The 15,334-nt window shown below is 61.4% G+C and carries 12 protein-coding genes; 8 read left to right on the top strand and 4 right to left on the bottom strand.

Annotated elements, in window-relative coordinates; all coding sequences use genetic code 11:
- The first annotated feature begins 90 nt into the window (after positions 1-90).
- The 3 genes from BN984_RS01815 to BN984_RS01825 all read left to right on the top strand — a co-directional run bounded on the left by BN984_RS01815 (position 91) and on the right by BN984_RS01825 (position 3,776).
- Positions 91-1,152 (top strand): isocitrate/isopropylmalate dehydrogenase family protein, encoded by a 1,062-nt coding sequence (locus tag BN984_RS01815; RefSeq protein ID WP_049967507.1) that lies wholly within the window; start codon positions 91-93, stop codon positions 1,150-1,152.
- A 3-nt stretch (positions 1,153-1,155) separates the two neighbouring features.
- Positions 1,156-1,578: a universal stress protein gene (locus BN984_RS01820; RefSeq protein WP_004975953.1), complete on the top strand. Its 423-nt coding sequence runs from the start codon at positions 1,156-1,158 to the stop codon at positions 1,576-1,578.
- Positions 1,579-1,796: 218 nt separating this feature from the next.
- Positions 1,797-3,776, top strand: coding sequence for a TRAP transporter permease (locus BN984_RS01825; RefSeq protein ID WP_233517265.1), 1,980 nt, complete (start codon positions 1,797-1,799; stop codon positions 3,774-3,776).
- Positions 3,777-4,232: 456 nt separating this feature from the next.
- Here the strand turns inward: BN984_RS01825 and BN984_RS01830 are convergent, their stop codons facing one another.
- The 3 genes from BN984_RS01830 to BN984_RS01840 form a co-directional block, all read right to left on the bottom strand.
- Complete coding sequence (locus tag BN984_RS01830) at positions 4,233-4,877, bottom strand: SDR family oxidoreductase (protein WP_049967508.1); 645 nt, start codon at positions 4,875-4,877, stop codon at positions 4,233-4,235.
- A 75-nt stretch (positions 4,878-4,952) separates the two neighbouring features.
- The gene (locus BN984_RS01835; RefSeq protein WP_049967509.1) at positions 4,953-6,365 is read right to left on the bottom strand and encodes a PAS domain S-box protein; all 1,413 of its coding nucleotides are present in this window, start codon (positions 6,363-6,365) and stop codon (positions 4,953-4,955) included.
- A gap of 32 nt (positions 6,366-6,397) precedes the next feature.
- On the bottom strand, positions 6,398-7,837 hold the full coding sequence (locus tag BN984_RS01840) for an ATPase domain-containing protein (RefSeq protein WP_081909217.1): 1,440 nt from the start codon (positions 7,835-7,837) through the stop codon (positions 6,398-6,400).
- Positions 7,838-7,946: 109 nt separating this feature from the next.
- On the opposite strand from BN984_RS01840, the gene BN984_RS01845 reads away from it, so the two are divergent.
- The 4 genes from BN984_RS01845 to BN984_RS01860 all read left to right on the top strand — a co-directional run bounded on the left by BN984_RS01845 (position 7,947) and on the right by BN984_RS01860 (position 12,481).
- A complete protein-coding gene (locus tag BN984_RS01845) occupies positions 7,947-8,618 on the top strand; it encodes a winged helix-turn-helix domain-containing protein (RefSeq protein ID WP_049967510.1) in 672 nt (223 codons plus the stop codon).
- Positions 8,619-8,762: 144 nt separating this feature from the next.
- The gene (locus tag BN984_RS01850; protein ID WP_049967511.1) at positions 8,763-9,776 is read left to right on the top strand and encodes an NADP-dependent oxidoreductase; all 1,014 of its coding nucleotides are present in this window, start codon (positions 8,763-8,765) and stop codon (positions 9,774-9,776) included.
- Between the two features lie 161 nt (positions 9,777-9,937).
- A complete protein-coding gene (locus tag BN984_RS01855; protein ID WP_049967512.1) occupies positions 9,938-11,149 on the top strand; it encodes an ABC transporter substrate-binding protein in 1,212 nt (403 codons plus the stop codon).
- A gap of 84 nt (positions 11,150-11,233) precedes the next feature.
- Positions 11,234-12,481 carry an ABC transporter substrate-binding protein gene (locus BN984_RS01860; protein WP_049967513.1) on the top strand — a complete coding sequence of 416 codons (1,248 nt, stop codon included), beginning with the start codon at positions 11,234-11,236 and terminating at the stop codon, positions 12,479-12,481.
- Between the two features lie 13 nt (positions 12,482-12,494).
- Here the strand turns inward: BN984_RS01860 and arcD are convergent, their stop codons facing one another.
- Positions 12,495-13,964: an arginine/ornithine antiporter ArcD gene (gene arcD / locus BN984_RS01865; protein WP_008096095.1), complete on the bottom strand. Its 1,470-nt coding sequence runs from the start codon at positions 13,962-13,964 to the stop codon at positions 12,495-12,497.
- A gap of 373 nt (positions 13,965-14,337) precedes the next feature.
- On the opposite strand from arcD, the gene BN984_RS01870 reads away from it, so the two are divergent.
- Positions 14,338-15,141 (top strand): IclR family transcriptional regulator, encoded by an 804-nt coding sequence (locus BN984_RS01870; protein WP_008096093.1) that lies wholly within the window; start codon positions 14,338-14,340, stop codon positions 15,139-15,141.
- Positions 15,142-15,334: the final 193 nt, after the last annotated feature.

Below are 15,334 nucleotides of genomic sequence, written 5' to 3' on the forward strand. Positions count from 1 at the left end.
GGTCCTGTGGTAGTCGGCCTGAGGGCGAGATACCCCCTTGGTTGGTCGCCACCCAAATATTTTTATCAAGATAGAGCATCAATCGGACCGATGTCGTATGACATAGCGGTGATTCCAGGCGACGGTATCGGAATTGAAGTGACAGAGGCAACCGAGCCACTTCTCATCGAACTTGCTGCGGCCCACGGCGTCGAGATCGAGACGACGTGGTTCGACTGGGGAAGCGAGCGGTATCTCGAAGAGGGTGCGCTCATGCCCGACGACGGTTTGGAGACGCTCAAAGAGTTTGACGCGATTCTGCTCGGTGCGGTGGGTCACCCAGACGTGCCGGATCACGTTACGCTCCGTAACCTTCGCCTCCCGATCACCAAGGGATTCAACCAGCACATCTGCAAGCGCCCCTCGTATCTCTTTGATGGGGTCGAAAGCCCGCTTCGTGGCTACGAGGGCGGCGATATCGATCTCGTTGTCTACCGGCAGAACACCGAAGGCGAGTACGCCGACGTCGGTGGACGCGAACACCAAGGATTCGGGAACGAAGTCGCAGTCCAGTCAGCGGTCTACACACGCGAGGGGACCGAAGCGATCGTCCGGGCCGCGTTCGAGGCCGCGACAGAGCGGAGTGGAAAACTAACCAACATCACGAAGTCGAACGCACAGGCTTACGGGATGGTGTTCTGGGACGAAATCGTCGAGGAGGTTAGCGAGGAATACCCGGACATCACCGTCGAACGACTCCTCGTCGACGCCGGGAGTATGGACTTCGTTCGTCGTCCCAACGAGTTCGACGTCGTCGTCGCATCTAACCTGTTCGGCGATATCCTCACCGACATCGGTGGCATCATCTCCGGGAGTCTTGGGATGGCCCCGTCGACGAACATCAACCCAAGCGGGGAGTTCCCCTCGATGTTCGAACCGGTTCACGGGAGCGCCTTCGATATCATGGGAGAGGGCATCGCGAACCCGGTCGGGATGCTGTTGTCGATGTCGTTGATGTTCGAGCATCTCGAAGAGGACGACCTCGCCGAGACGCTCTGGGACGGCGTCGGTGCACAGCTAGCAGATTCGGACGCACCGCGGACCCCGGACATCGGTGGCTCGGCAACGACGCTGGATGTTGTGGGCGACCTCGAAGAACGACTCCTCGAGTAACCCATGTATCACGTGCTACTTGCGGTCGACGGGAATGAAGACCGGACGGCAGCCGCCGTCGACGCAGTTGCCGACCTCCCCGCTGCCGAGTCAGCCGTCACCGTCACGATCCTCAACGTGTTCGAGGAGTTCGATGCAATCGACGACAGCGGTGGACACGTGACGTCGGAGGAACTCTTCGAAAAGTACGATCCGCCATCGAGCGTAACTGTCGCCCGCGAGAAACTGGACGAGCACGGAATTGACTGGACGTTCGAGGCGGCTCACGGCGACCCAGCGGCGACGGTCGTACAGACTGCAGCGGATTGTGACGCCGACGCGATTGCCATGGCGCCCGCCAGTCGCTCTCCGGTTGGGAAAGTGCTCTTCGGGAGCGTCACACAGGGTGTCCTGCTTGACGCCGAGTGTCCAGTCATCGTTGCCTAGCTCCTGACCGCCCGACAGCCTGCAACCTGCCCCACTCCCGTTTTCGTCAGCTGAGATTGCCTCCCAACGACTTCAGTCACGCTCCCCGGAAACTGAGAGCCGATGTACTCGGACGTCTCAGGTGCGGATTCGTTTGTCTGCTGTCATGCGAGACGTCGCCATATGACTGAGTCTACCATAACTAATTTATATGTTTGAATCTACTGTGAGAGTGAACCATGGTAGCAAGACGTATCCAGCGATTGAGATCAACAGACCTGGAAGACGCGGTGGGTGGGACGGTAACGCTCGCTGCTCTCGCGTTGTGGGCACTCGTTATCTTCTATGCCTACACCGTGTCGATGCCGCGGGCACAGTATGGTGTCCTGTTCATTGCCGGTGCAATCGGGGTGTACATCCTCAACGAACTCGAAGACGTCATCACTGATCGGGACTATCTCGACGCAGCCCTGTTACTCGGGTCGTTGGTAATCACCATTGCCATCACCGTCTACGTCAACCTGCACTTCAGGGAACTGTACATCGACCGTGTTGGCTACGCGTTTCCACACGAGTACGCCTTGGCAGCTGCATTCCTTGCAGCAATTGTCTACCTCTCGTGGCGTTCGTTCGGGCTGACGTTCCTTAGCATCCTTGTGGGTGCGCTCCTGTACGGCTACTTCGGTGATCTGATTCCCGGTATCCTCGGGCACAGCGGGTTGAGCTACAGCCGACTGCTCCTCTTGCTCGCACTCGATATCACCGGCTTCTACGGCTTCCTGACTCAGTTAGTCGCGGCGTGGATCGCGCTCTTCTTGCTTTATGCGGGGCTGCTGGAGAGCTACGGTGCGTTCGACCTCATCTTCCGTGGAGCCGTCCGAACGTCGAAGTACATCGACTCGGGCGTTGCACAGACCGCTGTCGTCGCAAGTGCAGTTATCGGCTCGATCAACGGTTCACAGACCGCAAACGCCGGGATGACCGGGTCGTTCACAATCCCGATGATGAAAGAAAACGGCATCAAGCCCTCGACAGCAGGGGGGATTGAGGCGGTCGCATCCACGACTGGGCAGGTTCTTCCACCAGTTATGGGTGCGGGGGCGTTCATCATGGCCTCGCTTCTCGGCATCAGCTATGTGACCGTCATCACCGCGGGGCTCATTCCGGCAATGATCATGATGGTGTGTATAATTCTCGCGGTTCACTACATCGCGAGCAATCAGCTCGACTCGATCGACGTCGACGCCGTCCTCGACGAGCTGGAAGACCGGACTCGTCGGGACACCCTCGTCGACACGGTCAAGTTCATCATCCCATTCGGCGTGTTGGTGTACACGCTCGGCGTTATTCAGCTAACTGTGATGACGTCCGCGCTGTACACCGCGGTCACGATGTTGATCACCGGCATCACATTCCCCGTCTTCCAGGCGGCGTACGAGTCGCGCTCGGTGACGGCCGCGACTCGAGAGACGCTCTCGGACACGGTGGCTGGCTTCCGGCGCGGTGCGATCATCACGGCACCCATCGCCATTATCCTCGCGGCGATCAACGGCGTTGTTGACATTCTCATGACTACGGGCGTCCCCGGAATCCTCACCCTCTCGATGATGGATATCTCGGGTGGCATCATGCTCGTCGCTGTTTTGATCTCGATGGTAATCTGTATCCTCCTCGGGTTGGGGATGCCGACGACTGCCGCCTACACCGTTGTGGCACTCCTCGTGGCCCCGACGCTCGTCAGTCGCTTCCTCGTCCCCGACCTGGCTGCCCACTTCTTCGTCTTCTACGGCGCGATTCTCTCGGGACTCACGCCACCGATTGCGACGTGTGCCGCGGTCGCCGCCGGTATCGCGAATGCCGACTTCGTCGAGACGTGCTACGAAGCCATCAAAGTCGCCGCCCCACTGTTCGTCTTGCCGTTCTCGTTCATCTACCACCCTGTCATCGTCTCAGGGGTACTCAGCGGCGGTGCCGTCTTCACCGGGTTGCTCATCTTGCTGGGCGGTATTAGCATCATCCACGGAATCAACTACCGCTTTGGCTACGGCAAATGGGCGCAACTCGGCACTCGAGTGGCGTTCTTCGTGGTTGGTGTCCTCACGATGGTGTACCCCAACTCGACAGTTCAGTACGCGGGCGCTGGCGTGATTATCACGCTCTTCGTCGTCCAACAGCTCGCGACTCGTAACGTTGCTGTCGGCGACACCATCAACAACTAGGCACATCGATGTACAATCGTCAATACAAGACACCGACCGGTAACTGGTAGCCGGGAGAAACACGTACCACTCGTCGATTTTACTCCCGAGGACAGTTGTCGTCTCTTCCCCACAGCACAGACTGTGGGATGTCCTCTTACGTGGTTGCCACTTCTCGCTGACCACGTTTCTTGACTGTATCTTCTGATATAGTTAGGTGGAGAATCAATATAGTTGTGCTATTTTTGTGCATTTTTATATTAGAGTACCATTCTCGAGACTGTGCGTACAAAATATTAAACTGCAGATAGTAGCCACTATCTGTCTGAATCTACTTCGAATCCCCAATAGAAGTATTGGATTTCCGGGTTTGTTACTCTATTTGTATCAGCAAAAACTGACTCCTCTATCTCACTATTGTTTATTTATTGCACTCCTATTGCTTGTGTTGGGTGTCACTATTCAGATAATCCCAACTCAGTCGTCTCCGCGGAGCGCCCGTTCGATGGGCGTCTCGCCACCCGTGAGATGCAGCGTCTCGCCGACCGTCCGGTCGATGTCAAGACAGGCGACGACCGCCTGCGCCACGTCGGCCCGCGGAATCTCGGGCGTGTCGCCGTCGAGACTCTCGACGGTCAGCGAGACGGCCTCGGTGCCGTCCGCGTCGGTAAGCCTCGTGGGGCGGAGAATCGTCGCATCGAGCGACGACTGTTCGAGGTAGTCGTCCGCGCAGCGCTTGGCGACTAGGTACGGGCGTAGGGGCTCGGGCCCCGCGAGCGGGTCGCCAGCACCGATGGAACTCACCATCACGAAGCGGTCGATGCCCGCCTCGACGCAGGCGTCGACTACCCGTCGAGCGCCCCAGAGGTCGACCATGAGCGTCTTGTCCGCGCCGGTCGACCCGCCGGAGCCGGCGGTGAACACGACCGCGTCGGCCCCATCGAGCGCCGCTTCGAAGTCGCCTTCGAGGTCGCCCAGTCGCGGCTCGCCGCCGCGGTCGCGGACCGCCTCGAACTGCGATTCGTCCCGGACGACGCCGATGGGGTCGTGGCCGGCGTCCGCGAGTCGGGGGAGGAGCTGTCGTCCGATACCGCCGTTCGCGCCGATGACTGCGACCTGCATGGTTCGCCGTCGCGTAGTCGGCCGGGCCAGATAGGGGCTGGGGTCGGCGAAGGTGGTCCGCGAGAACAGCGCGACTCAGTCCGCAGGTTGCGGGAGCGAGACCGTGACCACACTTCCCCGAGTGCTGTCGGTGCTGATATCGAGCTCGCCGCCGATACCGTCGACGACGGAGTTCACCATCCACAGACCGAGCCCGCTCCCGTGACGTAACGCGGTCTCTTCGCCTTCGAGCATCGCAAGCTCCTGTTCGGAGATACCGGTTCCACGGTCTTCGATCCGAACCGTTACGGCTGATTGTGCCTCAGTTACGGAGATGTCGACGAGCGGCGCGTCCTGCGTCGAGTGGACGATCGCGTTCTCACAGAGTTCGTACAGCGCGGTCTGCAGATACGAGTTTCCGAAGACGTGCGCACTCTCAGGGGCGGTCAGCTCGATTCGCGCATGCGGATACTCGTCGGAGAGCGCTGCTCGAATTCGGTTGAGTACCGCAACGACGTCAAGTGACTGTAACTCATCTCCCGCCTGGAGCGCGTTACTGACGGTTCTGGACTTCTCGCTGAGATCGAGCAACTCTTTGGAGCGGTCGACGACCTTCGCTGCGAACGCGCTGACGTCGTCGTCGGCCGTCGATTCGGAGATGAGTTCGCCGTACCCGCTGACGACGTTTATACTGTTTCGGATGTTGTGTCGCAATACCCGGTTGAGTACACGAATCTGTTTTTGTCGCCGGACCCGTTCGGAGATGTCTCGAATTAACAGCAGCACCGACTGTTGTTCGGCGTTTTCGATCGCCGCTGCAGAGGCCTCGGCGTGGACGCTCTGTCCCCACTGTGTGGTACAGATGAGTGTTTTCGTGACGCCAGCATCCTGTTGGGAGAGGTGCTCGGTGAACTCGGTGAACTCACAGCCGTCTTCGAACTGGATGACGCCCGACGGGTCGAGTCGCTGTAGTTCGAACTTGGAGTAGCCGAAGAGTTCGCAAGCGGCCCTGTTGCACTCGACGATCTCGTTCGACTCGACATCGACGACGATGATGGCCTCCTCTGCGGACTCGAACAGCCGTTCGTATCGCGCTTCGATTTGTTCGTACTGGGTCGTCAGCTTTCGAGATTGTACCCGTCGGATACAGAGATTTTCGAGACGATAGTTGAGGACCTGCTCGTTGATCGGTGCAGCGACGATATCGTCGACGACGGCCTGCTCTCGCTGCCACACCTGCTGTGTACCCCCGAGGCTGAACGAGGAGTCCTGACGCTTGATCACCACGACCGGACAAAACGTCGGATGTTCGGCCTGTTTGTGCGCTAATAGCTGAGAGCCGTATTTCGGGAGGAGGCGGTCTTCAATCAGGTAGCACGACGCGGGTTGAATCTCGTCGTCGACGACGACATCGTACTCCGACAACAGCAGGTCGCGGATTGCTGATTGGTCTTGTTCACCACTCACGAGCAACTGAACCGTCGTCTCGTCGTGTCTCGTCTCAAACATCAGTTAAGACCGCCAAACAGTCGTGGGACAGCTCACTCGTCGAAGAGTCCGCGAGTGATGTCTGGGGCCGTCTCAAAGGGCCCGTGCAGTTGCAGCCCCTGTGCATCTTCGATCGTGAACCGGTGAAACTGGTTATCGAAATCGCCGAGGCGCTTTTTCAGCACGCCAATCATCCGTTCCATCCCTCCTGCCTGCTCGACGTACGACAGAAACACGACGTTGTCCGCCAGGTAGCTGGCACCTGCGCTCGTCGGCGACTCAACCCCGGTCACTCTGCCAACTTCGTCTGTGATGATGACCGAAATATCTCGCTGCTTCAACGTCCGTGTGAGTGTGTGAAGCCGTCGGACGAGTTGCATGTCATCACCCCGAATCGACATCTTGTAGCCCGCAATGCCATCGATCAGCACGACCTCTGGATCCCGTCGTTCAACGGCATCGAGCACGAGTTGTGCGAACTCTTCAGGCGAGCGTACGAGCGGTTCGATACCGTGTAGCTCCAACAGCCCGCGATCGACGAGGTCCCCGACAGGCGTCCCGAGTTTTTCAGCACGGTAGCTGAACTGGTCCGTCGACTCCTCGAAGAGGAACCCGAGGGTGGTTTTGCCTTGGCTGGCAACGCCGTGTAAGAACTGTGTTCCAGTCGTCGTCTTCCCGACGCCGCTCGGGCCGCTAATGAACGTTACAGAGCCCTCTCGGATACCGCCCCCCAGCAGTGCATCGAGACTGTCGTTCCCCGAAGTGAGGACGTTCGGGTCGAACGGCGTTGTTCGCTGTTGGGGGGCGATCCGCGGATACACTTCGAGCCCCTGCGCGCGGATCTCAAGTCCGTGTGTCCCAGCCTCCTGACCGAGCCCGCGGTGTTTCTTCACTTCGAATCGGCGTCCAGCAGCTCCATTTGTGAGATCGAGCAGTCCGTCACTCAGCGACTCGGCGTCCTCCGGCCAGTTCCCGCTGTCGTCACTTCTGGTCGTGAGTGTCCCGACGACTGTCGTCTCTCGGTCACGGAGATACCGCATGAGCGACAGGAGACGTTTACGGTACTGGTACTGGTCTGTCTCGATATACTTGAGCTGCGTTATCGGATCGATGAGTATGCGTGACGGATTGTACTCCTCGATCGCGTGCATGATGTCTTCGGTGAGTCGTTCCGACTGTACATCACCCGGCTCGACGAGATCGTACGATTGGTCTTCGGTGAAAAACTCGGTTTCCGGGCCGAGGTCGAGAAAATGCGCCCCAGAAATGTCGATATCGACTTGCTTCGCATTCAGCAAGACGTTCGCTTTCGATTCTTCACCGTGCATATAGACAACCGATTCACCCGCCTCGAGACCGGCTTCGAGGAAATGTGCACCAAGCAGCGATTTTCCGGCACCTGGCTCGCCTCTCACCAGATACATTCTTCCCCTGGCAAACCCTCCATGAAGAACCGTATCCAACCCGGGGATTCCTGAACTGATGCTGTCCATCGTTTCTATCTCCGTGTACCAGAGTATATTCGTTCTGGTACCGGACTGGTACACATGTGAAAGTATACCAACACATGGCCTATAACACCGGCTCGCTGTATATGAGATAATGGAACGAGACAGGATCGAAGCGGCACGCTCGTTCGTCCTCAGTTCCAAATACCGAAAGCACGTGCTAAAGGGGTTGGCGAGAGCTACCCTTGCGACCCCAACCGAACTCGCAGAAAACACGGCGCTCCAACGGTCACATCTCTCCAGGGCGATTTCGGAGTTACGCGAGGAGGACATCGTGGAACTCCACGCGCCAGAAGAGCGAACTGTTGGACGGTATTACGGACTGACTGACTTCGGTGAAGCGGCGTGGGAGCATCTCCGTACGGACATCATACACGTAGAGTGGCAGGACGCCGACCCGACGAGTGAGACAAGCTGCCGGTTCGTCGAAACAGTAACCCAACTCCTCGGAGACAAACTCCGGTTCGTCGGCATGTACGACGGTGCCTCAGCCAGGCTCTTGTACGCCGATGATGACGCACGCTCCGAGTACACAGAACAGGAACTGACAGACGGTGCCCGAGAACTGGTGTTCCGGCGGGTTAACTTAGATCTGAACATCCCAAATAAGGAGTGCTGGGCACAGATTTACTTCTTCGATCCGGAAGCACTACTTATCGCTCAAGACCCGGATCGGAATCTGTATTCTGCCAGCTTTTCACCGTACCAAGATGTCGATATCTCTGCCCTCCTGAACACGATCGAATCGGTGGTTGTACAGAAGTAACAAGGCGAGTGATTCGGGGTCGTCCGACGATGAGAGAGGGCAGACAACGACAGACAGCTCCCCGACGCCCGATGTACCCCCGTCGAACCGGACGGTGCTGCTGGAAACAACACCGTCGTTACCGTCGGGGGTTGGTGTTCGAGTATGCGAGAGACAAACCGCGAGTGGATTTTTGCCGAGCGCCCCGAGGGCGAACCGGACATGGACAGTTTCGAACTCCGCGAGGGCGAGATACCGGACCCGCGACACGGGGAACTCCTCGTACGCGTGCGATACCTCTCCGTCGACCCGTACATGCGCGGCCGGATGCGAGACACGGAGTCGTACGCCGACCCGTGGTCGGTCGGCGAGCCGCTGCAGGGCGGCGTCGTCGGCGAAGTCGTCGAAAGCGAAAGCGAGGCGTACGACGCCGGCGACTTCGTGACCGGCAACGGCACGTGGGCCGACTACACCGTCCTCGACGCCAGCGAGGTCGCGCCCGTCGACCCCTCGGTCGCGGACCTCCCCGCCTATCTCGGCGTGCTCGGGATGCCCGGCCGGACGGCGTACTTCGGCCTGCTCGAGGTGGGCGACCCCTCGCCCGGCGAGACGGTCGTCGTGTCCGGCGCGGCCGGCGCGGTCGGCTCCGTCGTCGGCCAGATTGCCAAGTTCAACGGCTGTCGCGTCGTCGGCTTCGCGGGCTCCGACGAGAAGGTGTCGTGGCTCACCGACGACCTCGGCTTCGACGCCGCGATCAACTACAAGGACGTCGACGACTACCGGTCGGCGCTCGACGACGCCGCGCCCGACGGCGTCGACGTCTACTTCGACAACGTCGGCGGCCCCATCACCGACGCGGTGTTCACGAAGCTGAACCTCGACGCCCGCGTCGCCGTCTGCGGACAGATCGCCCACTACAACGACGAGGGCGTGCCGACCGGCCCGCGAAAGCTCCCGCAACTCATCGCGCCGCGGGCGAAAGTGCAGGGACTGCTGGTCGGTGACTACGCGACCCGGTTCGAACAGGCGAGCGAGCAGCTCGGCTCGTGGGTCGCCTCGGGCGACCTCGAACACCGCGAGACCGTCGTCGACGGGCTGGAGAACGCGCCCGACGCGTTCCTCGGGCTGTTCTCCGGCGACAACATCGGCAAGCAGGTCGTCGGCGTGTCCGAACCTTAACGCGCGGCTTCGCCGCCGGGCGTCGTCGGGGCGACGGCCGCAAACTGAGACTCGGTGTCGAACACACTTCGAGCGGCCGCGCTGGGTGGGACGCGACAGCAGCGGCGGCCAACACCGCGGAACCGAAGTGATTATGTTGATTTAGGCGAGCCTAAAAATGCATGCCAACAGATGACAACGGACGCGGAGGTCCGACGCGACGAGACTACGTGAAGTTCGGTGGTGCGGTCCTCGGCGGCGGGTTGTTTGCCGGCTGCTCGCAGCGCGACTCGACTGCGACGCAGACTGAGACCGCAACGCAGACCGCGACACCGACGGCGACCGAGACGGCCACGCCGGAAGACACGTCGTACACGGTGACGATGGCTCCCGCCGGCGACGTTGCGTTCGACGCCGTTCCGGAGACGTGGATGGCGTACTACAGCAACTACGGCGACATGGGAATCGCCCTCGGCAAACTCGATTCGCTGGAGGCGCTCGTCTACCGCGAGGGGTGGCCGCTGCAGTTCTACGACACGCTTCCCGGCGTCGACGTCTCGTTTGATGGCGTCCGTCAGCTCTCGTCGGGGACGTTCGACAAAGAGGTGTTCTACGAACTCGACGCCGACGTGCACCTGCTCGACCCCCATTTCGTCAGCCTGAAACACGACGGGTTTTCGGCCGCGGACTTCGACGAAATCGCGTCGAACGTCGGCCCGGTGGTCGGCAACTACATCCGGCGGCACGGCCAGGACTGGCACGACTACGAGTACTACTCGCTGTACGAGGCGTTCGAGAAGGTCGCCGACGTATTCCACGAACGAGAGCGGTACGAGGGAATACGGACGGTCCACGACACGCTCATCGCCGACATCCAGGCGAAGCTCCCCCCGGAGAGCGAGCGCCCCGAAATCGGCCTCATCTCGTCGTTCTCAGACTTCTCGGAGGGGTCGCTCGACGCGTATCCCATCGGTGCCGGAAACGGGAAAAAGCAGTACCAGGACCTCGGCATCGTCGACGGGTTCGGTCCCCACATCGACGGGAGCTACGCGAGTTGGGACTACGAGCAGTTGCTCGAAGCCGACCCGGACATCCTGGTCTTCCCGTACGGCTTCGCCAGTCTCTCGCACAGCGAGTTCGAGACGCGGATGGAGCAACTTCGCGACCACCCACTCGGCCAGCAACTCACCGCGGTGCAAAACGACCGGCTCTACCGCGGCGGCACGTCGTATCAGGGGCCGATAATCAACCTCATCCAGACCGAAATCGTCGCCAAGCAGTTCTACCCCGAGCAGTTCGGCGCGTGGGACGGCATCGAGACCCTTCACGACGAAGACGCACAACTGTTCGACCACCAGCGCGTCGCCGACATCATCACCGGAGCGGAGTCGTAAGCCGACTGTTCAGCTCGTGTCAATGATTTTTAGCCCCACCTAAACTTCGAAGCATCTATATTGGTTTAGGTGGCCCTAATTCGTATGAACGAGACGGACGAGAACGCGGGTCCGACGCGGAGAGACTACCTGAAGTACGGTGGCGCACTTCTCGGTGGGGGACTCCTCGCAGGGTGTGCCGGGCAGTCGGGCGATACGACGTCGACGACGACGGCGACCGAGACAGCCACGGAGACCGAAACCGAGACGGACGCCGCCGAGACGACGACCGAGGCGGCCAACTCGAGCTACGAGGCCGAACTGTCGCCGGTCGGGACGGTCACACTGGACGAGCCGCCGACGAACGTGTTCACCCACTTCCCGTGGTTCCCGGACATGGCGAGCGCGCTCGGGCAGGGCGACACCGTCAACAACCTCTGGTGGGACGGCACCGTCGCGGGCCTGGAGTACTTCACCGCCGGCTTCGACGACTTCGACATCGAGTGGGCTGACGCCGCGGGCGAGTACGGCTTCACGAAAGAGCGGCTGTACGAACTCGACAGCGACCTCCACCTCGTCGACCCCGCGTGGGTGTCCACGCAGGACAACTGGAACCAAGCCGACATCGACGAGGTCGCGGACAACATCGGCCCGTGGTTCGGCAACTACTACAGCAACTTCAACGCCGCGCCCCCGGAGGAGTGGGCCGACGGCTACGAGTACTACGACCTCTGGGAGCTGTTCGACCGCGTCGCGTCGCTGTACGGCGAGCGCGAGCGCTACGAGGCGCTGCAGTCCGTCCGCGACGAGCAGCTCACCACCGTCGAAGACGGGCTGCCGGCCGAGTCCGAACGCCCGACCGCCGCGTACCTCTCTCTCTCGACCGACCTCTCGAGCATCTATCTCCTTCGGCTGAACGCGCCCGGCTACTGGAACGCTCACACGCGGCCGCTCGGCGCGGTCGACGCCTTCGGCGACGAGGAGTTCACGGGGCCGTTCCAGGAGGTCGATATGGAGGCGCTGTTGGAGGCCGACCCCGACGTGATTCTGTCGCTGTGGACGGTCACCGAAACCGTCGACTTCGACGGGCTGAAACAGAACCTCCGGGACGACCCGGTCGGCCGCGAACTGGCCGCCGTCCAGAACGACCGCGTCTACCCGCAGGGGACCCGGTGGCAGGGCCCGCTCATGAACTTGTTCCAGACCGAGATGACCGCCAAACAGCTCTACCCCGACCAGTTCGGCGACTGGCCGACCTACCAGGACGGCGACGACTACCCCGACTTCAGTGCCGACGAACAGTTGTTCGACCACGGGCGAGTCGAGGAAATCGTCGCGGGCGAGAATCTGTAGGGGCGGTTCCTCGTCAGTCGTCGGTCGACGAGGGCGAGCCGGGACGGTCGCCGGCGTCATCGGGGGCCGCGCCAGGTTGGTAGGTGATCTGCCAGCCAGTCACGCCCATGAGGAGCAAGACGAGCGGCGACAGCAGGCCGAAGAAGTAGTACGGCGCGTACTCGAGGGTCCCGACGCCGAGCGTACCGGCCATGAACAGCGCCCCACTGTTCCACGGGATGAGCGCGCTCGTGGTCGTCCCCGCGGACTCGATGGCCCGCGAGAGGTTCTCGCTTTGGAGTCCCTGTTCCTCGTAGAGATTCCGGAGCGTGATGCCCGGGACGACGATGCTGATGTACTGCTCGGCGGCGAGGACGTTCATCGACACCGCGGAGACGGCGGTCACGCCGGTCAGGCTCGCGACACCGCGGCTCAGTCGGCCGAGGTGGTGTGCAAGCACGGCGAGGATGCCGGCGCGTTCGAGCATCCCGCCGAGCGACAGCGCTGCGATGGCGATGGTGACGACCCACGCGCCGCCGATCATACCCCCGCTGGCCAGCAGGCCATCGACGAGTTCCATCCCGGTCGACGGCGAGGTCCCCGACTGCGCGATGGACCACACGGCCCCGAAGGCGGTTCCCTGCATCACGACCGAGGTGATTGCGCCCGCGAACACGCCCGCGCCGAGCGCCGGCAACGCGGGAACGCCGTAGAGCGCGAGACCGAACGTGATGATGAGCGGGGCGAAGGTGAGCACCGAGATCGCGTACGACCCGGTGAGCGCGCCCTGAATCTCGGCGATGCGTCCCACCGGGATGTTTCCGGAGGCTTGGACGCCGAGGACGGCGTACAGCACGACGGCGATGCCGAACGCGACGAGGGAACTGTCGCGCATGGCGTTGACGTGGTCGAACAGGTCGGTGTTCGTGACGGCGGCCGCGAGGTTCGTCGTGTCCGAAAGCGGCGACTGTTTGTCGCCCATGTACGCTCCTGAGAGGATGGCACCCGCGGTCATCGGGGCTGGAATCCCCAGTCCGGCGCCGATGCCGATAAACGAGACCCCGAGCGTGCCGGCGGCCGTCCACGACGACCCGATTGCGAACGTGACGATCGACGCGAGCACCGCCGTGATGGGCAGGAATATCGTCGGCGTCAGCAGGTCGAGGCCGTAGTACATCAGGCTCGGAATCGTCCCCGCGGCGACCCACGTCGCGATGAGCGCGTAGACGACGAACATGATGAGGATAACCTGAATCCCCATGTGGAGGCTGTCGGTGATGCCGTCGTAGAGGTCCGCCCAGGAGATGCCCAGCCAGTACCGACTGAACAGCCCGGTGAAGGTGATGCCCCAAAACAGGGGGAACTGCGGGTCGAGGCCGTAGACGACGATGCCGACACCGAGGAAGACGAGCATCCCGAAGACGGGGACCAACGCTTCGAGCAGCGACGGTCGCTCGTCGGCGTCGAGTTCCTCGTACAGGCGGGGCTCGAACGCTAACCCCATCGTGGCACCTCCACCGGTCGCCGTCTATCGCCCGCCCGACTCGTCGGTGTTCCGCCGACGAGTCCGCCCGAGACCGGGGCGGCGCGGTCGGCGCATACCGTTGGTCCGCGTTCACCGACCGTCGTTGGAAGCCGATACGTGCGCGCTCGCACCCGGCCCACCGCGGGTGCGTCCCGGCGGCGGCCAGATGGTTGATAATCCATACCACTCGAACAATCATGAATGTCCCATATAAATTTTTATTTGGAGATTTTGGCGCGTAATGTTTGAGAAAGACAAACACGATTGCGTCGATAGCAGACAAACGGCGTTATCAGTCGAATCGTAGTTTGATATAACAGAACTAATGGCACTCCACCGAGTCCGGGTTCGTATGGACGACAGTCGCCCCGCGGACGGCCCGCGTCGAATCAAATCCGTACAGACGGCGAGCGAGATTCTGGCCGCGATACAGCGACGGCCCGACCCGACGTTCAGCGACGTCTGCGACGAACTCGACGCCTCGAAGGGGACCGTCCACACCTATCTCGCGACGCTCGAAGAAGAAGGATTCGTGGCGAAGGTCGACGGCCGCTATCGCCTCGGCCTCCGACTGGTCACGATGGGCGAAACCGTGCGCAACGAGACGCCGCTGTACCGCGCGGGACAACTCGAGGTGGACAAGCTCGCGGACGAGACCAGCGAGTACGTCCACCTGACGGTCGTCTCCCGCGGCAAGGAGGTGACCATCTACGAGAGTCGCGGCGACAACGCGGTCGCGACGGACTATCACCTGCGGATGCGCGAGGCCCCGCAGTACCTCCATTGTACGGCGACCGGGAAGGCGATGCTCGGCCACTTCGACGACGACCGCGTCCGCGACATCATCGATGACCAGGGGCTCGTCGAGCAGACCGACAACACCATCTCCGACACCGACCGGCTGTTCGACGAACTCGAGCGGATTCGCGAGCGAGGCTACGCGGTCAACGACGAAGAGGAACTTCGCGGCATGCGCTCTATCGGCGCGCCGATTCGCGGCGTCGACGGCGACGTCTGCGGGGCGGTCAGCGTTACTGCGCCGACGAGCCGACTCTCCGGGGACCGCTTTCGGTCGGAAATCCCCGAACTCGTGATGCAGGCGGCGAACATCATCGAGGTGAACCTCGAAACGACCACGTTCGACCCGTCCCGATGACCCGGACTTTGACGATGCCAAACGCCCTGTGACGCCGGCGCGTGGCGAGTTTCTTCACGAGGGGCTCCCTCGGCGCGAACCGCCGCCGATTCGCGACCTGCGACGCGTTCGCACGCGCCGAGATAGTTCGTTATTACCAAACTACTCTCTCAAAGAATCAGACGATTGGTTGCTGAGTGATGATTTTGAGGTC

It is taken from the genome of Haloferax prahovense (genome assembly GCF_000723845.1).
In the GTDB taxonomy this organism is placed as follows: Archaea; Halobacteriota; Halobacteria; order Halobacteriales; family Haloferacaceae; genus Haloferax; species Haloferax prahovense.